Genomic DNA, 19,185 nt, shown 5'->3' on the forward strand with positions numbered 1-19,185 from the left:
TAGAGGCGCTTGTGGGAAAAATAATAGCAATTGCAAACCAAAAAGGTGGTGTAGGTAAAACTACAACCGCGGTTAATTTGGCGGCCTCGTTGGCGGCAACAAAACGCAAAGTTTTATTAATTGATTTAGATCCGCAAGGCAATGCCACCATGGCCAGTGGTGTTGATAAATACAATGTTCATGCCACCTGTTATGAATTACTGGTGGAAGAACAGAGCGTTGAACAAGTGGTCATTAAAGAAACCTCAGGTCTTTATCATCTAATTTCAGCCAATGCCGATGTTACCGCAGCAGAAATCAAGTTGATGGAAGTATACGCCCGTGAACAGCGTTTAAAAAACGCCTTAGCGCCGGTAAAAGACTTCTATGACTTTATTATTATCGATTGCCCACCATCACTCAATATGTTGACCGTTAATGCCATGACGGCAGCTGATTCTGTTTTAGTGCCAATGCAATGTGAATACTATGCGTTAGAAGGCTTAACAGCACTTATGGATACCATCACTAAGTTAACGTCAGTGGTGAATGATAAACTACATATTGAAGGCATACTTCGTACTATGTATGACCCTCGTAACCGCTTAGCTAATGATGTATCTGAGCAACTAAAACGACATTTTGGTGATAAGGTTTATCGTACTGTCATCCCTCGCAATGTTCGTTTAGCTGAAGCACCGAGTTTTGGTACACCAGTCATGTATTATGATAAATCATCAACTGGCGCTAAAGCCTATTTAGCCCTTGCTGGTGAAGTGTTACGTAAAAATAATACCGCGAAAAAAGCCCAGAAAGCTACCGCCAGTGTCGCCAATTAGCGCAAAGGAAAATTATGAGTACAGCAAAACGTAAAGGCGTTAGTCGCTTAGGTCGCGGACTTGATGCCTTATTATCACCAATGATTCCACCAACTCCAATGGATAGCGCGCAAGAAAGTGCTACGGAAATAACTCGCGATAAAGAGTTTCAAAAAATTGCTATCGCTTCGCTTGTTCCGGGTAAATATCAACCGCGCCGTGATATGTCGGATACTGCCCTAGAAGAATTATCATTATCCATTCAAGCGCAAGGTATTATTCAGCCCATTGTGGTGCGTTTAGTCGCGGGTGATCAGTATGAAATTATTGCCGGTGAACGTCGCTGGCGCGCGGCAAAACTGGCAAAACTTGATGTTATTCCTTGTATCATTAAAAATGTACCGGATGAATCAGCCGTAGCTATCTCATTAATTGAGAATATTCAGCGTGAAGATCTTAATGCCATGGAAGAAGCGATCGCATTAGAGCGTTTATTAACGGAATTCGATTTAACCCACCAAGAAGTCGCCATAGCCATTGGCAAGTCACGCACCACAGTGAGTAACTTATTACGTTTAAATAACTTAAATCCAGAAGTAAAAACTTTTTTAGAAAATGGTGATATTGAGATGGGCCATGCCCGTGCTTTATTAGCACTAGATGGTGAAGCACAAACGTCAGCGGCACAAACCGTGGCAACTAAAGAGTTAACGGTAAGAGAAACTGAGAGCCTAATTAACAATATTCAAAATCCGCTTGCGGCAAAAGAAAAAGTTGAAAAAGCCAGTGAAACCGTAGCAATGGAACAAGGTTTAGCAGACAAGCTTGGCGCTAAAGTTGCGATTAGCCACAATAAAAAAGGTAAAGGTAAGCTGGTTATTTCTTACGCTAATTTAGAAAAGCTTACCGAGATATTAGCAAAAATTAACTAATATTTTATCGATAAACTTACCAACATTAGAAACCAGCTTAGTGCTGGTTTTTTTTATCTAGTCAGATATATTTAGTAGACCTGATGAATGCCAAGTTATAAATTTTTTACTGAAACCCTGCCCTTGTCGCGGTTACTGCCTATAAGGCTCATTATTGACATTTTGCTATTGGCTTAGATTCTGCAATTTACATTTTGCAGTAAAGGCAGATATTATTGTGATGATCGAGTACCACTATAATGGTGAAGCAGTAATAACACAGAGGATTACTTCAAACTTACTACTCAAGCACCCTCTCAGAACGCTGGCGGGTATATATCCATGTTACTTCATCCCACGCTAACTTTTATGTATTCACCTTTGCTTTCTGTCATAGGTAGCGTTTTTATAATATCAGTGATAGTTCGATATTTTTGGTGGCTATCCCTTAAGTGTTTATGCCAGTTTAAGCTGTTATTTTTAGGAAGTTTAGCTAATAAAGGCATATAAAAAACCAACAAATATCTGTGGTAGCTTTTGATTTGCAGCATTATTTGACGTAAGGTGTCGGTACTTCTGAATTTCAAGGATGAAACTATGCAAGAACTACCGCCGTTAACCCTAGTCAAAACCTGGCTTGATGTTGTCCAACAACTCGATATTCCCATCACTATTCGCGATAAACGCAGCAAATTACTTAGCTATTATTTTGGCTCTATTGCCCAAGCACAAAGTTATGTCGAAGAAAATAATGATTATTACCACAGAGTGTCCTAGCTACACAGCTATCATAACTGCTACTTGTTTAAAGGGAGCCCAAATAAAGGTATGAGTTTTGTGAATAAATTTAAGCTTTTTTCAGGGGATATTTCGGATAGTGTGTCATTTTTTTCTTGTATAAAAATAGGCTTCAACTAGGTGGGTTATTAGCTTTTATGCGGCTAGCACCAGTATTTTTTATCTGCTCTGGTTGGTAGTTTTTACCAAAATGGTGAAGTATTTTGTTTATTGCGCGGTCGCGCGCCTCGGGTAATTTGGGGTCGTCAGTGCTTGCTAGTTCTAACCAAGCCTTAACTAAGGGAATAGGTAATTTCATTTGTGGCGTTCCTTGCTGTGTTGATAAGCCAAGTGTAGTAGTAAATCGAAAATATAAGACGATGTTTTATAGTCATCATATAAGTATGAAGCCTAGGCACAGTAACTAGCGGGGATATTATTTTTCCATAGTAACACCAGCATTAAAAATATTACTTGAATTCATGACTGCCTGAGTCAGTGTTACTAGAAAGTTACTACAAAGGTTGGTTTTAACAAATAGCTACTGATAACTAAGTAGGGTGTTATTGATGGGGATAACAGTGTAAATGGTCCCGACAGGAGTTGAGTTGTGTTCTGTGGGCCTTTAATATTAGGGTTTTATTAGGTTTGTTGAGTTCAGTGTTACCTTGAGTGTTACTTACACTGAAATTGACTTGGTATACTGCTATAACCTTAACAATATTTAACAGCTCTTATTAGCGAAAATCCATTAATTACTCTTTTCAGCCATAAAGCGATCACCAAAAGTTGTTTTCATTTGAGTAATGGCCATAGGCCAATACTTCTTTTCTAGCAGGATAATATTGTTCCGCTTCTGCTCAAATGTTTTCCAGCGCATCCATTTAGGTTTGGGCCAATAAGCTATTTGTTCAAACATATTGTTTACTTCAGGCCAATCAAAGCCCCATAGTTCTTTTCTTAGCTTTCTAATGCGCCTCATAAGTCTTTCTTGTGGTCTTTCACTTTGGCTGGCGTAATGTAAGCCAATACATTGCCGACAAGCATAAGCATGTTTGATAGCGTAAAGGTGCTGGCGTTGTTTTTGGCAGTAGGGGCAAGTGATGTATAGTTTGTTACTTGCGCTGCTATTATCGAGCTTTAAGGCTATTTGGTGTGGGGTTTTGTTTATGGTGAATGTTACATAACGAACGCCATTTTCATTTTCTTTTAAGACTAGCTTACGGTGATTATCACTTAGATATTCAGAGTTGATTGAATAACTACCTAGTGGTGTAGTAAGCAAAGGTTTAAACACGTTGGCGTTTATGCGGTGATACTCACCAGTGTAAGCCCTTGTTTGTGTTCTACCGTAATGATGACCTTTAGGCATTGTCATTTACTCTGAAAACTAAAGTTAAGATATATTGTCTTCGCCTATTTCCCTACGTGCTGTCAAAACCCCGACTTGTTTAATAGGAGCACAAACAAAAGGCATAAGCTTTGTTAGGAAGTTTAACCTTTGAACAGGGTCTTTAATTTCTGCGAGTGTTACTGGCAAGTTTACTAATTCTTGTTGAATAGCATTATTAATTAAATGCCTTATATCGCCAGCCATATATTTACTGGCAGGAGCTTTCTTATTTGTTGTCATACTAAATTAAACCTCAATATGTACTGGGATTAATTACAGTGTATCATTTTTATCTTGTCCGAAAAACAGGTTATAACTATGATTCATTTAGCATAAATGATGCGCCTACTGTACCCACTGAAAAACATTTATTTGCCTTATAAATGCCTTAAATTTAGCATAAACGTTATTTTCACCGTTATAATATTAAACTTGCCTAAAATTCAATTTACCCGTCTTTTTCTCGTTATATTAATTAGAACGTGATATTAATAGCGCATAAATAGCTTATGTTTTGTAATAAGTTACAGGCAGGTATTTGTTAATCTTTTATTATTTAGATTAATTACAACCTATCCTGTGTGTAGCTTGATATTACTCAAAGGATTTTTGTAAATATGATCAATATTGTTGAAGTCATAAGGAAAATGAAGCAAGGGCAAACAAAGCCTTTTCTTTGTAGAGGCGACAATGGAAAGCTGTATGTAGTTAAAGGTAATAGCGCAACTCCTGCTGGTCTAATCAAAGAGTGGATTGCTGGTTCTTTAGGTAAAAAGCTAGGTTTACCTATACCTGATTTTACATTTGTTTGGGTTGATGAATCCCTTATAGAGCTTGATAGTGATCTGCGGTTTGAATTAGGTGCTGGTTCCGCATTCGCCTCTGAATACGTACCAAGCCTTCAAGAAATATCATATTCAGACCTTTTAAATATGGATAGTGATTTATTAAAGAATATATATGTTTTTGATTATTGGATTAAAAATGATGATAGAACTCTAACTGAGTTAGGGGGTAATCCAAATTTATTCATCAATCAACACAACAGAAATATTGTTGTTTTGGATCATAATTTAGCATTTGAGCTTAATTTTGATATGAGTTCATTTCAAAGGATTCATGTCAGTATATGTTCATTTGATGATAATTTAGATTTACTAATAAGAGATGAGTTTTATAATAAAATTCATCAGGCATTTAGTGAGCTTGATTTGATAATTGAAAAAATACCTGAAGATATAAAACAGGATGCTACAGATTTTGACGGATTAATAAGCTCGATTAAGCTATTATTAGTTACATATACAGAAGATGAGTTTTGGGAGGATATAAAATGAAAATACTATGTAAATACGCAGTTGTTAGGTTTATGCCCTTTACTGAAACTCAAGAATTCGCAAATGTTGGCGTTGTATTATTTATGCCTAAAAAAGGTATTTTTACTTTCAAACTCGCCTCAACGCAATTTGCGAGAGTGACAAATTTTTATGATGACCTTGATGGCGTGATCTATAAGAACTCATTAAAATATTTTAGAGAAGAATTAGAAAGAGTTGAAGAGGTTTCAAAACAGTTTTCATCAGAAGGTAGTTCAGTTTTCTTTGAAGAGTTAGTTCGTAAAAGAGAATCTGTTATTAGCTTTAGTGAAACAAGTACTATTTTAAGCGATGATTATAATAATACTTTAATAGATTTGTATAACCTTTATGTGGGGCGCTCTTTTGCCACTAAAGAATACAGAGAAACCATTATGAATAAATCTTTAAAACAGATACTTAATTCTAAAGGTAATTTAAGGTATATTGAAAAATCATTAGATGCTGATTATTTAACTGTGAAGTTGCCATTGGTAACTACTATTGGTAAAGAAATAAGAGTGATAAAACCTTTGGCATTTCAACAAAATAATCCATTAGCTTTAATTGAGCATGGAGAGAAATGGATTTATAGGTTATCGAGGTTAATAAAAGCTAAATCTTTAGTACCTGAGAAAATATTATTTGCTGTTGAAAAACCAGAAAAAATTAGCATAGCTTTTACTAGAGCCTATCATGATGTTACTTCACAAATGCTCGATTTAGGCGCTAAAGTAGAGCAATTTGAAGATATTAAAAATATCATTAAGTTTGCTGCTTCTGATTTAACACCTGAATCTGTCGAAGATAACTTCAGTGGATTGAAGTGGCATGATTAATTTAATCACCACGTAGATAGATCGTTAATATCTACGTGGTTGTTATAATCCTACTCGTACCATAATTCTTAGTTTGATCTGGTTTATAACCTTTACCACGGGCTTTAGCTAAGTAAGATATGCGCCAGATAGCCGCCTGTATCGTCTCGTAATCATCTCTTTTAACATTGTAATAGCAGTTGTCAGGAAAGAATTCAGAGCCGTCTAATTGCTGCCATAGCTCTTTAACCTTGTTTGTTATTTCATGAGGATAATTAACCTTATGACCATCTATCATTAACGCATAGTGATAGTGCTGTTGTTTCGCTGTTTCTAACTCTCTACACCATATAAAACCGACACGCTTTAAATTGTATTTACGTTTGAGCCATTTATGTAATCTGCGATTAAAGGCCGTAATAATGCCGTTATTTGCGGTGTATTCATAAACTCTCAGGTCAAACCGTATTATGTGTATTTTACTATGATGACTTAACATGGCATCAACCTGGTTAATCATTGCTTTTATCGCGTGTGATATTAAGCCACTTCCTTTTGAGTTTACTCGCCAAGTTTGACCGTTTACCGGTATTGCTATGTTGTGTGTTATGTATGCCATTAGATAGTTTAATAACTAAGATAACGCTAAAGGATATTATTAATTACCTAGTTCAAAGTTAGTTATTACTTACCTGTTGTAATATGGGCTATATAAGGGTTACTCAGGGAATAATATTAATCCAAGGGGTAAAAAACCTGTAAATAGCGGTTAATAACAATCAATGCTTATAAGGTAGTACTTAACAGGTTTGTAACTGCTAACTTTTTTAAAGCTGTTAACTTGGTTATACTCTGGTTGTTGGCTAGCGGTTTTGCCGTCAAACTTCACCGTCTAGCCAGATTAAACGAATGCCTACTTGGTTAGTCCTGAGTGGGCTTTTTACTTTCTATTCGTTGCTCATATTCTTTATCAGCATCGGCTTTTTCTTGCCTCGCTTGTTCAAGGCGTTTAACAGCGTTTTTAGTGCCATAATATGATCGGTCTTTATATTGCTTCCTAGCAATGGTTCTAGCATCTTTATCCTGTTCCCAATCGCATGAAAAGTGCCTTTCATCAAGCCAATAGAATGTTTGCTTTTTACCGTTAAACTCACCTTGTTCTGTATGGATAAGCCAGTGCTGATAATACTCACCCGTTAGCTGCTGTAGATAAGCACGAAAACCTCCACCAAGCTCATTACATAAATGATCTCTAGCGTGTTTATTGCGGTCGTTTAGTATTGATAAAAATTCATAAGCAGTACTGCTTAACTCGGGTAAAGCGCCATCAGGGGCGGTAAATAATAAATTATCCATGTTGCCCCCTATGCTGCTTTCTTGCGTTGTTGGATTAGCTCAGATACAAGCTGTTTGATTTGTTCTGGATATTGTTCTTCAATACGAGCTTGAATAACAGCTTCTACTTCATATTTGATGTAAGCAACGGCACGATCACCGATCGAAATAGATGGACAGAATAGGCCTGCTTTTTCGTCAAGTTGTAATGCGGATTTTGATCTAGCTGTTAATGCTAGTACTTCAGGGCGGCGGATCAGTTGGTAATGTGTGTTAATAGTCATATCAGTTCCTCTGTGGTTGATTATGTCTATTATGTGGTATGTGATTTTTTACGACTAAAACAAATAAACCACTTATTTGTTATTCATTAAAGCTAAGAGAGCTTTTTTGATGGTTTCTTCTGCTGTAAGCTTGTTATTAAAAACCTTTAAAATTACTTGTTCGACCAATGGTTTAGGATAACCAAGGCTAAGTAAGGCATTGATGGAATCGACCTTTATTTCTGCTTTATCAATTAAAGATGTTTGCTTATTAAAGTTTTTTTTCCACCTATAATAAGCAACTATAAAACTTTCTATATTATCTTCAGTCACATTAATTATTGGGCAGTCTGTTTCAGATTCTTCACAACTCTTCAAATATGACAATGTAAATTCTTCAAGATTAAATTTTATATTAGTATTAACGACACATTGCTTTTCTCTTATTACGTGGTAATGAAATTCCTTAAAATTAGTACTACTAACTTTACGCATTGAGTAATTACCAGATCTTTTCACGACCTGACCAAAAAATACTTCTTCTAAAGATAATTTTCCCTCCGCAATAAAATATAGGTTAAAGCATTTTGCTAACATCATTAATATTTCTGGAGGGGGGTAACTACCGCAACTAATATCATTTAAAAAAAGCTCTAAAGGGTTGTTGAACCTAAAATGTTCCTTATAGGGTAAAAGTTCAGGTATTCTCCCTGCTATTTTTTTGTAAAGTTTTTCAAGTCTATCTATTTGCTCTAGACCTACACTATCTATATCAGTAGTAAAATCTTTACCTCTGTATTCAGAGATAATATATGATAAATTAGCCAGTGTTTCAGAAAGTAATTCTGTTGTTGGATCTTGAGTTCTTTCGTAAAAATTATTTATCCAATCCATAGTATTGAAAAAATTAGGTTCTATACCGGTTTTACTTATCAACTCGAGAACTGTTGATTCCTCAATTAGGTTTTCACTTTCCGCCCACTCTAAATCTTCATCATGTGTTCTATCATTTACATTACTCATCCTTGAACCTTTAAATTTATAATATTATTTTTTTGAGTTGTTTTCCCTATTTGAGCTTGTTCAATATGCTCAGACCACCAATACATTAACTTTCTTCTACGCTCTAAATAATCAGCGCGGTTATATATTCGCCTCACTTCGTTTTTATCAGCATGGGCTAAAGCGGCTTCGATAACATCAGCATCAAAACCTTGTTCATTTAGTGTAGTGCTGGCGAGAGAACGTAAACCATGCCCGACTAACTTGTCTTTATAACCCATGCGCTTAATAGCCATATTTACTGTGCTTGGATTGGTATGTGTTAGCGGGTTGTTGTATGAAGGGAATATATAGTCTTTATGCCCACTTAACGGTTTCATACGCGCTAATATGTCTAATGTTTTATCAGTTAACGGTATCAAATGTTCACGTTTCATCTTCATTCGTTCGGCAGGAATAACCCAAACGTTTTCAGTAAAGTCTATTTCAGCCCATTTTGCGCCTGCGGCCTCACCTGCCCTTGTTATGGTATGTAGTTGCCATTCGATTAATAAAAGTGTGGTGAGTTTAATGCTGGCGTACTTTAAATCCTCCATAAACTTCGGTAGTTCATCAGGTTTTAACGTGGGCATATTTCTTACTTTGGGCGCTTCAAAAGCGTGGTTTATACCAGATAATGGATTGTTATTAATAACGCCAGTATTTAAAGCAAAGATCATAATGTTATTAAGTCGCTGACAGATTCTTTTAACGGTTTCTAATTTACCTTTTTCTGAAATCGGCTTAATAATATCAATAACCATAGGAGCGGTTAGCTTTGAAATAGCAATACTGCCAAGTTTTGGCATAACGTGTAAATCGAGCATACGTTTAATTTCATTTGCTGTATTTTCTTTTATTTCGCTTTTTTTTACATTGAACCACGTTAAATATAGGGTTTGTAATGTATTGGTTAACCGCTCTTTTTCAGCTTGTGCGTGTTGGTTTTTATGATCTTTGGGATCTATATCATCCGCAAGTAAGGCTCTTGCTTCGGCTCGTTTTTCTCTGGCTTTAGCTAAAGTAACATCAGGATATTGACCAAAACCTAAGTTAGCTCTTTTTTTGGTGAACGGTCGATAGTAATTGAATAGCCATATTTTAGAGCCACTGGGCTTAATTCTAAGCATCAAACCATTACCATCAGCCAAGTTGTACTCTTTTTCTTTTGGCTTAGCGTGCTTAACTTCTGTGCTTGTTAGAGGGGATATTATCTTAGCCATAGTAACACCAGTATTTAAAATATAGGGTGAATTAGGAGCTGGACTCGCCAGTGTTACTATGAATGTTACTATAAAGATTGGTTTTAATAAATCGCTATTAATCGTTATTGATAGCTAAAGGTAAGGTTTTAATAGGGTTTACGTGGGGTTTAGAGCATTAATGTTTATTATTAACGCTGTAAATGGTCCACCCGACAGGAGTCGAACCTGTGACCTCGCCCTCCGGAGGGGCGCGCTCTATCCAGCTGAGCTACGGGTGGTTTTTTAGACAATGTCTTAAGATTAATCTTACCTTAAGGAATGCGCGGCAAATACTATAATTTATCAATATAATTGTCTAGTTAAGTTATCGAAAATATCACATTAGTTACTCGCTATATTTGTATTGAGCTCTTATCTTTAGCATATTTATCCAATTTATGTACTTTCGTGAAAAAACTGCCTAATGTTATGAATACCCTATTAAATTTTCGGTTGTATTCTCAAAATGAAACCACGTCTTTACCGGTTACTTTCAGCACAAATAACAGCAATTTTACTGTGCAGTTTTTTTATTGTCAGTATGTCGTTAATTACACCGGTTTATGGACAAGCGCTTGCAACGAAAACCCTTAAGGCTGAGCTTATTGTTAAACAGATTAACCGTACAGGTAAGCTAGCTTTTAAGCGGACTTTAACGTTGTCATTTAAAAGCAGTGGTTACCTTAGCCAGCTTAACATTGATGAAGGCGAAAGTTTTACTAAAGGGCAATTGCTTGCCCAACTTGACTCAACTGAGCTAATAGCGGAAAAAAATGCCAGTTATGCGCATTTATTACAAGCAAAGCGAGATGTTAAGCGTATTAAAACCCTGCTCAGTAAAAATTTAAGCTCACAACAAGCTCTTGATGATGGTAAAACCTTATTGTTAACGACGCGTGCCAGTTATAAAGTGGCTTTATATAATCTTAGTAAAGCGCAATTACGCGCGCCTTTTGATGGTGTGCTAGTAAAGCGATTTACCGAATTGGGTGAGTTGCAGAGCCCTAATCAAGGTGCATTGCAATTAGCTGCCATAGAAAACAACTTAGTGGTGCGTGTCGCGTTAACGGCAGCAGAAGTAAAATTAGTTAAATTACAGCAAAAAATTTCGGTAAATTTAACTGGGTTTTCTGCTATATCTGGCACTGTCAGTAAAATTCCAGCTATTGCCGATCAACAAAGTCACTTATTTACCATTGAGATATTTTTAAAAAATATAAAATTAAATCAAGTGGTTGTTGGCCAGTTGGCCCGGATAACAACCGACATTACTACTGATATCTTGGCTTATCGCTTGCCTATTGAGGCGCTTAATAGTGTTGATAGCCAAGGTCGAGCCTTAATTATGGTGCTCGTCAGCCATTCGACTGAAGCTGAACATTACCAGCAACAGGCGTTTGTGATTAAGCAGCTCTCAAATACATATATCTATTTATCAGCTAAAAAAAGCGCCCTACCCTTAACCGTAGTCACGCTAGGCTGGCAGCAACTGGTTTTGGCTAAAGAGCCGCCGTTAGATGCAGCTCAATAAAGGCTAATAGCAGATGAAACTCCCTCGATTAGCCATAGATAATGCCCAATTCACCCTAACTGTTTTTTTGTTATTAGTTTTGGTTGGTGTGCTGTCCTATTTTAATATGCCTCGCTCAGAAGATCCACAGTTTGACTTACCGGTAACCTTAATTGAGGTGGTTTATCCTGGCGCCTCGCCCAGTGATATTGAAACGTTAGTGGTTGATCCCCTTGAACAAGAAATTGCCGATATTGAAAATATTAAAAAAATTGAAGCAAAAATACACAATGGTGCGGTTAGAATTACCATTGATTTTCTTTATGGCACAGATGCGGAAGCCGCATTTAATAAAGTAAAACAGGCAGTAGCAACCGTAAGACCTAGTTTACCTACCGGTATTGCCGAGTTGCTAGTCTTAAAAGCAACGCCGAGCAGTGTCGCCATAATGCAGTTGGCTTTGTGGTCAGAGCCGACAGACTACAAAATCATGGAATTACAGGCCAAGTTACTAGAAAAACGACTCGAAACCATAGCCAGTGTGCGCAAGGCAAGTATATGGGGATATCCGCGGCAAATTGTCGCCATAGATATTGATTTGGCGTTATTGAAACACTATGGCTTAGCACTGACGGATATTAATCAAATTCTTCAGGGGCGAGCAATGAATATCACCCCAGGTTTTGTTGATGCGGGTACTCGGCGTTTTAATGTCAAAGCCAGTGGTAACTTTACCCAACTAGTTGATATTGAAGATACTATTATTAGTAGCAGCAATATAGCCAAGGCTAATGGCATCTTAAAGGTTAAAGATATTGCTCAGGTTAGTTTTGCTAGTGCAGAGCCGAGCTATTTAGCGTATTTTGATGATATACCGGCGATATTTATTACGGTAGAACAACGAGAAAAAACCAATATATTTGTTTTAACGGAGCAAATAAACCAAGAGCTTGAGCTGTTTAAGCAGAACTTACCTAGTGGCCTAAAATTGGAAAAAATATTTCAACAAGCCGATAGTGTTAACGTGCGTGTGAATGGTTTTTTTGATAACTTGACGCAAGGGCTGGTGATTGTAGGTTTGATGGCCTTGCTGTTTTTAGGTTTTCGCGAAGCTTTAGTGGTGATAATTGCTATCCCCATTTCATTTTTGATGGCCATTGGTTGGTTGGATTTTAGTGGTTATGGTTTACAGCAAATGTCTATCGTCGGTTTAATTATAGCTTTAGGTTTGTTGGTTGATAACGCTATTGTGGTAACCGAGAGTATTCATAGAGAAAAGAAACTTGGTAAAGACATAAAACAAGCGGCAGCAGATGGCACCAGTAAAGTCGCTTGGGCCATAGCTAGTGGCACAATTACTACCATGTTGGCTTTTTTACCTATGCTGATGATCCAAAGTAATACTGGGGATTTTATTCGCTCAATGCCAGTAACTGTGGTGTTAGTACTACTTGCCTCGTTATTAGTGGCATTAACCTTAACGCCTCTGTTAGCCAGTAAGTTACTCGTTGTTATTACACCAGACAATAAACCGAAAACGTTGAAAATACAGACGTTACAACATTATGCTAATCAATTTGCCGAAAAAAATTATACCGATATTTTAAAGGTACTTATGCGGCATAAAATAGCCGTTATCTTGGTTAGCTTGGTGGCACTCGTTGCTATGTTATCTTTGTTTGGGCAAGTAGGTGTGAGCTTATTTCCTAAAGCGGAAAAGCCGATGTTATTGATTAATGTCACCACACCGGCTAACTCATCGCTAGCCTATACCGACAAAATTCTTCAGCAAGTACGCCAGCATGTTAAGCAATATACTTTAGTTGATAAAGTCGCACTGAATATAGGTAATGCCAACCCACGTATTTATTATAATGAAGTGCCTAAACGGGGCATGATTCGTTTTGGTCAAGCATTGTTAGTATTAAAGGCCTATCAAGCGGATGAAGTAACCGCTTTGGTAAAAAACCTACGTGATGATTTTAATCACTGGCCACAGGCTGACATAAGCGTTAAAGAGTTTACTCAAGGACCCGTGACCGATCAGGTTATTGCCATTCGGTTGTTAAGTGAATCCTTAACTGATTTAGAGCAAGTTGCTAATGATTTAGCGGCGAAAATGCGACAATTATCAGGTGTGGTAAATATTGATAATCCTATCGGCATGGCAAATACTGAGTTAGTGCTTACTATTGATTATCAGCAAGCTTCTCTTAGTGGTGTTAGTATTGAACGATTAGATAAAACCATTAGTACCATATTATCTGGCACTAACATTGGTCAGTTTAATGATACTAACGGTGAAGACTATCCTATTATAGTGCGTCGAAGTAACCCTAGCCTTGATAGTTTATCGGCAATCGAGGTGAGCAATAACCAAGGTGTGGCTATTCCGCTGGCACAACTAGCGACCATGGAGTTAAAAAAAGGCGGCAGTGACTTTTTTCATTATCAAAAATTACGTATGGCCAAAGTATCTGCCGATGTTGAAACCGGTTATTCAGTGGGCGACATTACTAAACAATTAGTGGCTTATCTTGAGCAGTATGACTTGCCTAAGGGGATGTATTTTACCTTAGGTGGTGAAGAAGAATCACGACAAAAAACGTTTGCCGGTTTAACTCAAATAATGTTAATTACTGCGATGGGGATATTTGCGGTATTAGTATTACAGTTTAAATCTATTTTACAGCCGATGATAATTTTCAGTTCAATACCGTTTGCTATGGCTGGCTCTATTATAGGTTTATATTTAACCGGTTTATCTTTTTCTATGATGGCTTTTGTCGGCCTGATCAGTTTATTTGGTATTGTGGTAAATAATGCCATTATTTTGATTGATAGCACCAATGCTAATTTACGAGCCGGGTTAGAGCTGCACTCGGCAATATTAAAGGCCAGTGCTGTTCGTTTTACCCCTATATTACTAACCACGTTAACCACCATAGGCGGTTTAATTCCATTAACCTTATTTGGAGGTGGTTTATGGCAACCACTTGGCGTGGTGTTAATTTCTGGATTATGTATATCTGCTATTTCTAGTTTCTTGTTGGTGCCTATTTTAACTGAGTTATTTACCCCTAAGGCAAGTGTAAAAGCCCCCAGTTAAACCATTATATTCTTTAATAAAGCCAAGACAAAATAATGAATTAATATATAATGGTGTCAATTCTTTTCAATATGTAACCACGTCTAGTTGTACGTTTTCAGGATAACTATAAATGGAAGTCATTGGTAGCTCAGGTTATTTTTTAGCCGCTTGTGCTTACGCAGTTTTTATTTTATTACTGTTAGCGGCACGAAATAAAACCCTTGCCGGTGCTTTAGTCTTGTTAGCGGCCATTTTAGTTTTTGCCTCTAGCCTTAGCGCTGCCTTACAAACTAAGCAAGGTTTTTCCTTGCTCATTGTTCTCGCCATCGAGACTTTAAAGTTAGCTGCCTGGTCGCTGCTAATTATTTGCACCCAAGCCAATATTACCTCGGTAAAAGCCTTTGTTAGCCACCCAAAAATTAAGCAATATCTACAAATTTGGGCTGGTTTATCAGTAATGTGCTGGGGCGCAGTACTCTTTATTCCGGGTAGCGTGAAGCTGTTATTCTCTTTGTTTTTATTGCTTAATTTGTGGCTATTGGTGTTACTTGAGCAGTTATATAGAAATGCTGATATCAAAGTAAAATGGGCGGTATGGTCATTGATCATCGCCCTAGGTATGGCAACCGTATTTGATTTTGTGCTTTTTGCTCAGGCGGCCATGGTTAACCAATTAGATTTTTCTTACTGGTATGCCCGTGGTTTTATTACGGCTATAGGTATGCCATTAATATTGATCAGCACTCGGCGGATAAAAGACTGGTCAGTTGATGTTTTTGTCTCTCGTGAAATGGTTTTTTATAGCTCGATGTTATTAATTTCAGGTGTCTACTTATTGTTATTAGCCATAGCCGGCTATGCGATTAATTTTTTTGGTGGTACTTGGGGGGATGTAATTAGTATCGCTTTTATTCTTTTAGGCGGTAGTGTTTTAGCGGCACTATTAATGACCGAAAGATTACGTCGAGAAGTTAAGGTCTTTATCACCAAACACTTTTTTGCCAATAAATATGATTATCGCATTGAGTGGCTTAAATCGATAGAGCAGCTCGAAATTGGCGCAAGTGATGATTACTATCATACCGCGACTCATATTATTTGTTCATCTTTAAATATCCAGCAAGGGGCATTAGTTAAAAAAGTCTCTAGTGGCAATTATCAGTGCCTTTACCAACAAAATTATCGTCTTGAAGCCGATGACTTACGTTGTTTAACCACAGTTGATGACTTTTGCCAACAACATGGTTGGATTATTGATGTCCGAGAACTGGCTATTGTTGAGAACAGTTACCCTAATTTATCGTTAGATGCGCAAGCCTGTCGACAAAAACACATAGATATTATTATTCCCATTTTTATGAAAAAATCTGTGTATGGCTTTTTCTTATTGGCTATGCCGCCAGAGCAAGGCTTATTAAACTGGGAGGACCGGGACTTACTTTTTTCTATCTCTAGGCAACTCAGTAACTATTTGTCCCTTAATGAAGCGAATGAGAGTCTAGCTGAGTCTAAGCAGTTTGATGCTTTTAATCGCATGTCTGCTTTTTTAGTTCATGACTTAAAAAATATTCAAGCGCAATTGGCGCTTATTAGTAGTAACGCGAAACGCCATAGAGATAATCCAGATTTTATTGATGATGTCTTTGAAACTGTGGCTTCGGCAACTGGGCGGCTTGATAAAGTACTGACACAGTTGCGCAATAAACAACTGGTTGAGTCAAGCAAAAAAAATACCGATGTGCAGGCGTTAATCATGGCGGTAGTTAAACAGCGTAACGTAGACATGCCGCATATCAGTGTACAGTTAGCACTTGCTAGTAGGATTTGTATTGATGAAGAGACATTTTCTGCCGTGCTAAATCATCTTCTACAAAATGCACAAGAAGCGACAAACGATAATGGCTGGGTTAAGATAATTGCTGAGATGATAAACGATGAGCTGCATATCGAAATTATTGATAACGGCTGCGGAATGTCAGCAGATTTTATCGCTAATCGCCTATTTAAACCCTTTGATACTACAAAAGGTAATGCGGGTATGGGTATTGGTGTTTATGAAGCTAAACAATTCATTGAGAGCGTAGATGGCACCATGCAGGTAACCAGCCAGGTAAATGAAGGCAGTCATTTTAAAATAGTTATACCCGGTAAAAGTATTTAAAAGTAAAGCGCTTTAAAAAGTATAAATATTAAAAAATAATATAAAGGAAATAGCATTGCGATGGAAAAGTTACTGATTGTTGATGATGATCTCGGTATACAAAAACAATTGAAATGGAGCTTAGCTGATTACGACGTGGTCTTAGCGGATACCCGAGAGAGTGCTATTGCCGCAGTGAGACGCCATGAGCCTAATGTAGTCACTTTAGATTTAGGTTTACCGCCAGATGCCACTAATGCTAGCGAAGGCTTAGCCACGTTAAAACAAATACTGGAGCTTGCCCCTCATACCAAGGTTATTGTTATAACCGGTAATGATGATCGAAGTAATGCCTTAAAAGCCATAGAAATGGGCGCTTATGATTTTTACCAAAAGCCCGTTGATGCCGATGTTATTAATGTCATTGTTTCTCGCGCTTTTAGTTTGGCAAAGATAGAAAAAGATAACCGCAATATGAAGTCTGTGGTGGGTTGTGACACAGGTATTATTGGTAGTAGTGAAAGTATTGATAAACTACGCCTTATGGTGCAACGTATTGCTCCTACTCTAATCACCACGTTATTACTCGGTGAAAGTGGTACCGGTAAAGAAGTCACTGCCAAAGCCATTCATAAAGTGAGTGATCGTAGTGATAAACCTTTTATTGCCATTAATTGTGCTTCTATCCCGGAAAATTTATTAGAGAGTGAATTATTTGGTTTTGAAAAAGGTGCTTTTACCGGGGCTCACAAAACCACGTTGGGAAAAATAGAATGTGCTCAAGGCGGCACACTATTTTTAGATGAAATAGGTGATATGCCTTATCACTTACAAGCCAAATTATTACGCTTCTTACAAGAAAAAGTAATTGAGCGCTTAGGTGGCCGTAAAGAGATAGCGGTTGATGTTCGTATTATTTGTGCCACCAACCAAGATCTAGAAAGTATGGTCGCGCAGAAAACATTCCGAGAAGATCTTTTTTACCGTATTACTGAAATAACCATTAATATTCCACCATTACGTGATCGAGATGAAGATGTACTTATTTTAGCTAACTTCTTTTTACAGCAATATGCTGGCGAGTATAAGCGCAATGTCAAATCGTTTGCCGATGATGCGTTATATGGTTTAAGACACCATAAGTGGCCGGGTAATATTCGTGAATTACAAAATAAAGTTAAATCGTCGGTAATTATGTGTACCGGTAGTCAAATTAGTGCTTTTGATTTAGGCTTTTTTGATAAGGAAAATGCCGAGTATGAGTTGTCGTTAAATTTACGTGCGGTGCGTGAACAAGCCGAAACTATTGCGATTCAAAAAGCCTATGCCTTGACGGAAGGAAACATGTCAAAAACGTCGGAATTATTGGGTATCACCAGACCGACGCTTTATTCATTAATAGAAAAGTATAAAATTGCCATTAATATTTAACAGCTTCATATTTGAGGATAAGTAATAGCACGGATAATTATTTATCCTCAGTGCTATTACTTTGTAGTTCAGCTAACTCGCGACTTTTTTGCTTTAAAAGCTTATCAATATAGCGGGTCATTTTAACTTTTTGTTGAATCGAACCTTCTAATATTTCTTCCACTTCTCGTAAAACATTCTTTATATTCTCAACATTTTCAGTTGAGTTGGGCAAAAGTGGCTGAGATTTACGGTTATTTTCTAGGCTTGTGCTATTAAGGGATCCCGTTAGTTCTTCAGACATTTCCTGAGCAACTTCATTAATGACTTTACAATTTATGTTACTGAGTTCTTCGAGGAAACCAAACAATAATAGCCGATCAACAAAGATATTTATTTTTCTCGGTACCCCGAGCGTTTTTTCAAAAATCAGTTGAAAAGCATCATCGCTAAATAAGTCCTCTTTAGTGTAATTCGCCTGGGCTAGCCTGTGATTAATATAACCTTTAACTTCTTGTTCATTAAGGGGTTTTAAATGAGCGGAAGCAATAATACGTTGCCTAAATTGTTCCATATCGGGTGCAGAAATAATGGTTTTTAACTCTTCTTGACCTAATAAGAAACTTTGAATAAGAGGCTTATTATCGAGCTGAAAGTTAGAGAGCATTCGTAATTCTTCTACGGTTTCTGCCGGTAGATTTTGTGCTTCATCAACAATCAGCAAAGCACGTTTACCCTGTTTATTTAAGCCGATTAAAAACTGTTCAATGGCTTGTAATTTATCCGCCTTACTGTTACCAGTGACGGTAATTTTAAACTCAGCTGCTACAAGCTCAAGTAATTCATCAGGAGATAAATTTGTGGTAACTAATTGAGCTGCGACAATATTTTCATCGGCAATATTGGCTAATAAATTACGGGCAATTGTTGTTTTTCCTGTGCCAACAGGACCAGTAATAACAATAAAGCCTTCACCTTGATCTAAGCCGTATTGTAAATAAGATAAAGCACGTTGATGATGGCTTGAGGCAAAGAAAAATCGAGGATCAGGGCTTAACTGGAAAGGTCGTTCACTAAAGCCATAGTAACTTTCATACATA

At 37.2% G+C, this 19,185-nt stretch carries 18 protein-coding genes and 1 tRNA gene; 9 read left to right on the forward strand and 10 right to left on the reverse strand.

The window, feature by feature from the left end; translation table 11 throughout:
* The first annotated feature begins 11 nt into the window (after nucleotides 1–11).
* The 3 genes from MTCD1_RS05485 (at nucleotide 12) to MTCD1_RS05495 (ending at nucleotide 2,485) form a co-directional block, all read left to right on the forward strand.
* Nucleotides 12–818, forward strand: coding sequence for a ParA family protein (locus tag MTCD1_RS05485; RefSeq protein ID WP_057183515.1), 807 nt, complete (start codon nucleotides 12–14; stop codon nucleotides 816–818).
* Between the two features lie 14 nt (nucleotides 819–832).
* Nucleotides 833–1,729, forward strand: coding sequence for a ParB/RepB/Spo0J family partition protein (locus MTCD1_RS05490; RefSeq protein ID WP_057183514.1), 897 nt, complete (start codon nucleotides 833–835; stop codon nucleotides 1,727–1,729).
* 576 nt (nucleotides 1,730–2,305) lie between these two features.
* Nucleotides 2,306–2,485, forward strand: a complete 180-nt coding sequence (locus MTCD1_RS05495) for a hypothetical protein (protein WP_057183513.1) — start codon at nucleotides 2,306–2,308, stop codon at nucleotides 2,483–2,485.
* 133 nt (nucleotides 2,486–2,618) lie between these two features.
* On the opposite strand, the gene MTCD1_RS05500 is transcribed toward MTCD1_RS05495, so the two are convergent.
* The 3 genes from MTCD1_RS05500 to MTCD1_RS05510 form a co-directional block, all read right to left on the reverse strand.
* Complete coding sequence (locus MTCD1_RS05500; RefSeq protein ID WP_057183511.1) at nucleotides 2,619–2,804, reverse strand: hypothetical protein; 186 nt, start codon at nucleotides 2,802–2,804, stop codon at nucleotides 2,619–2,621.
* Between the two features lie 432 nt (nucleotides 2,805–3,236).
* Nucleotides 3,237–3,857, reverse strand: coding sequence for a hypothetical protein (locus MTCD1_RS05505; RefSeq protein WP_057183510.1), 621 nt, complete (start codon nucleotides 3,855–3,857; stop codon nucleotides 3,237–3,239).
* 24 nt (nucleotides 3,858–3,881) lie between these two features.
* A complete protein-coding gene (locus tag MTCD1_RS05510; RefSeq protein ID WP_057183508.1) occupies nucleotides 3,882–4,118 on the reverse strand; it encodes a hypothetical protein in 237 nt (78 codons plus the stop codon).
* Between the two features lie 377 nt (nucleotides 4,119–4,495).
* Here MTCD1_RS05510 and MTCD1_RS05515 point away from each other — a divergent pair, with 377 nt between their 5' ends.
* Nucleotides 4,496–5,215, forward strand: a complete 720-nt coding sequence (locus tag MTCD1_RS05515; RefSeq protein ID WP_057183506.1) for a HipA family kinase — start codon at nucleotides 4,496–4,498, stop codon at nucleotides 5,213–5,215.
* The gene (locus MTCD1_RS05520) at nucleotides 5,212–6,072 is read left to right on the forward strand and encodes a DUF3037 domain-containing protein (RefSeq protein WP_057183505.1); all 861 of its coding nucleotides are present in this window, start codon (nucleotides 5,212–5,214) and stop codon (nucleotides 6,070–6,072) included. The genes MTCD1_RS05515 and MTCD1_RS05520 overlap by 4 nt, the downstream gene beginning before the upstream one ends.
* Nucleotides 6,073–6,103: 31 nt before the next feature.
* Here MTCD1_RS05520 and MTCD1_RS05525 read toward each other — a convergent pair whose 3' ends face one another.
* From MTCD1_RS05525 to MTCD1_RS05550, 6 genes are all read right to left on the reverse strand, one after another.
* The gene (locus tag MTCD1_RS05525) at nucleotides 6,104–6,670 is read right to left on the reverse strand and encodes a YagK/YfjJ domain-containing protein (protein WP_057183503.1); all 567 of its coding nucleotides are present in this window, start codon (nucleotides 6,668–6,670) and stop codon (nucleotides 6,104–6,106) included.
* 302 nt (nucleotides 6,671–6,972) lie between these two features.
* Entirely contained in the window at nucleotides 6,973–7,407 is a 435-nt protein-coding gene (locus tag MTCD1_RS05530) for a hypothetical protein (protein WP_231733109.1), read from the reverse strand.
* Nucleotides 7,408–7,415: 8 nt separating this feature from the next.
* Complete coding sequence (locus MTCD1_RS05535; protein ID WP_057183500.1) at nucleotides 7,416–7,670, reverse strand: helix-turn-helix transcriptional regulator; 255 nt, start codon at nucleotides 7,668–7,670, stop codon at nucleotides 7,416–7,418.
* A gap of 72 nt (nucleotides 7,671–7,742) precedes the next feature.
* Nucleotides 7,743–8,672, reverse strand: a complete 930-nt coding sequence (locus MTCD1_RS05540; protein ID WP_057183498.1) for a RuvA C-terminal domain-containing protein — start codon at nucleotides 8,670–8,672, stop codon at nucleotides 7,743–7,745.
* Complete coding sequence (locus MTCD1_RS05545; RefSeq protein ID WP_057183496.1) at nucleotides 8,669–9,913, reverse strand: integrase domain-containing protein; 1,245 nt, start codon at nucleotides 9,911–9,913, stop codon at nucleotides 8,669–8,671. The genes MTCD1_RS05540 and MTCD1_RS05545 overlap by 4 nt, the downstream gene beginning before the upstream one ends.
* A 183-nt stretch (nucleotides 9,914–10,096) precedes the next feature.
* Nucleotides 10,097–10,173, reverse strand: a tRNA-Arg gene (locus MTCD1_RS05550).
* A gap of 227 nt (nucleotides 10,174–10,400) precedes the next feature.
* On the opposite strand from MTCD1_RS05550, the gene MTCD1_RS05555 reads away from it, so the two are divergent.
* The 4 genes from MTCD1_RS05555 (at nucleotide 10,401) to prsR (ending at nucleotide 18,106) form a co-directional block, all read left to right on the forward strand.
* Nucleotides 10,401–11,465, forward strand: coding sequence for an efflux RND transporter periplasmic adaptor subunit (locus MTCD1_RS05555; protein WP_057183494.1), 1,065 nt, complete (start codon nucleotides 10,401–10,403; stop codon nucleotides 11,463–11,465).
* A 13-nt stretch (nucleotides 11,466–11,478) separates the two neighbouring features.
* Nucleotides 11,479–14,553 carry an efflux RND transporter permease subunit gene (locus tag MTCD1_RS05560; protein WP_057183493.1) on the forward strand — a complete coding sequence of 1,025 codons (3,075 nt, stop codon included), beginning with the start codon at nucleotides 11,479–11,481 and terminating at the stop codon, nucleotides 14,551–14,553.
* Between the two features lie 112 nt (nucleotides 14,554–14,665).
* Complete coding sequence (gene prsK, locus MTCD1_RS05565) at nucleotides 14,666–16,696, forward strand: XrtA/PEP-CTERM system histidine kinase PrsK (RefSeq protein WP_057183491.1); 2,031 nt, start codon at nucleotides 14,666–14,668, stop codon at nucleotides 16,694–16,696.
* Nucleotides 16,697–16,756: 60 nt separating this feature from the next.
* Nucleotides 16,757–18,106 (forward strand): PEP-CTERM-box response regulator transcription factor, encoded by a 1,350-nt coding sequence (gene prsR / locus MTCD1_RS05570; RefSeq protein ID WP_057183489.1) that lies wholly within the window; start codon nucleotides 16,757–16,759, stop codon nucleotides 18,104–18,106.
* Between the two features lie 37 nt (nucleotides 18,107–18,143).
* Here prsR and MTCD1_RS05575 read toward each other — a convergent pair whose 3' ends face one another.
* The gene (locus MTCD1_RS05575; protein WP_057183487.1) at nucleotides 18,144–19,184 is read right to left on the reverse strand and encodes an XrtA/PEP-CTERM system-associated ATPase; all 1,041 of its coding nucleotides are present in this window, start codon (nucleotides 19,182–19,184) and stop codon (nucleotides 18,144–18,146) included.
* Between the last annotated feature and the right edge of the window lies 1 nt (nucleotide 19,185).

The organism is Colwellia marinimaniae (assembly GCF_002207865.1).
Lineage (GTDB): Bacteria > Pseudomonadota > Gammaproteobacteria > Enterobacterales > Alteromonadaceae > Colwellia > Colwellia marinimaniae.

Bases quoted from the DNA above. Each gene is read 5' to 3' on its own strand.
- MTCD1_RS05490 (WP_057183514.1), top strand. From the start codon at position 833: ATGAGTACAGCAAAACGTAAAGGCGTTAGTCGCTTAGGTCGCGGACTT.
- MTCD1_RS05495 (WP_057183513.1), top strand. From the start codon at position 2,306: ATGCAAGAACTACCGCCGTTAACCCTAGTCAAAACCTGGCTTGATGTT.
- MTCD1_RS05500 (WP_057183511.1), bottom strand. From the start codon at position 2,804: ATGAAATTACCTATTCCCTTAGTTAAGGCTTGGTTAGAACTAGCAAGC.
- MTCD1_RS05505 (WP_057183510.1), bottom strand. From the start codon at position 3,857: ATGCCTAAAGGTCATCATTACGGTAGAACACAAACAAGGGCTTACACT.
- MTCD1_RS05510 (WP_057183508.1), bottom strand. From the start codon at position 4,118: ATGACAACAAATAAGAAAGCTCCTGCCAGTAAATATATGGCTGGCGAT.
- MTCD1_RS05515 (WP_057183506.1), top strand. From the start codon at position 4,496: ATGATCAATATTGTTGAAGTCATAAGGAAAATGAAGCAAGGGCAAACA.
- MTCD1_RS05520 (WP_057183505.1), top strand. From the start codon at position 5,212: ATGAAAATACTATGTAAATACGCAGTTGTTAGGTTTATGCCCTTTACT.
- MTCD1_RS05525 (WP_057183503.1), bottom strand. From the start codon at position 6,670: ATGGCATACATAACACACAACATAGCAATACCGGTAAACGGTCAAACT.
- MTCD1_RS05530 (WP_231733109.1), bottom strand. From the start codon at position 7,407: ATGGATAATTTATTATTTACCGCCCCTGATGGCGCTTTACCCGAGTTA.
- MTCD1_RS05535 (WP_057183500.1), bottom strand. From the start codon at position 7,670: ATGACTATTAACACACATTACCAACTGATCCGCCGCCCTGAAGTACTA.
- MTCD1_RS05540 (WP_057183498.1), bottom strand. From the start codon at position 8,672: ATGAGTAATGTAAATGATAGAACACATGATGAAGATTTAGAGTGGGCG.
- MTCD1_RS05545 (WP_057183496.1), bottom strand. From the start codon at position 9,913: ATGGCTAAGATAATATCCCCTCTAACAAGCACAGAAGTTAAGCACGCT.
- MTCD1_RS05555 (WP_057183494.1), top strand. From the start codon at position 10,401: ATGAAACCACGTCTTTACCGGTTACTTTCAGCACAAATAACAGCAATT.
- MTCD1_RS05560 (WP_057183493.1), top strand. From the start codon at position 11,479: ATGAAACTCCCTCGATTAGCCATAGATAATGCCCAATTCACCCTAACT.
- prsK (WP_057183491.1), top strand. From the start codon at position 14,666: ATGGAAGTCATTGGTAGCTCAGGTTATTTTTTAGCCGCTTGTGCTTAC.
- prsR (WP_057183489.1), top strand. From the start codon at position 16,757: ATGGAAAAGTTACTGATTGTTGATGATGATCTCGGTATACAAAAACAA.
- MTCD1_RS05575 (WP_057183487.1), bottom strand. From the start codon at position 19,184: ATGTATGAAAGTTACTATGGCTTTAGTGAACGACCTTTCCAGTTAAGC.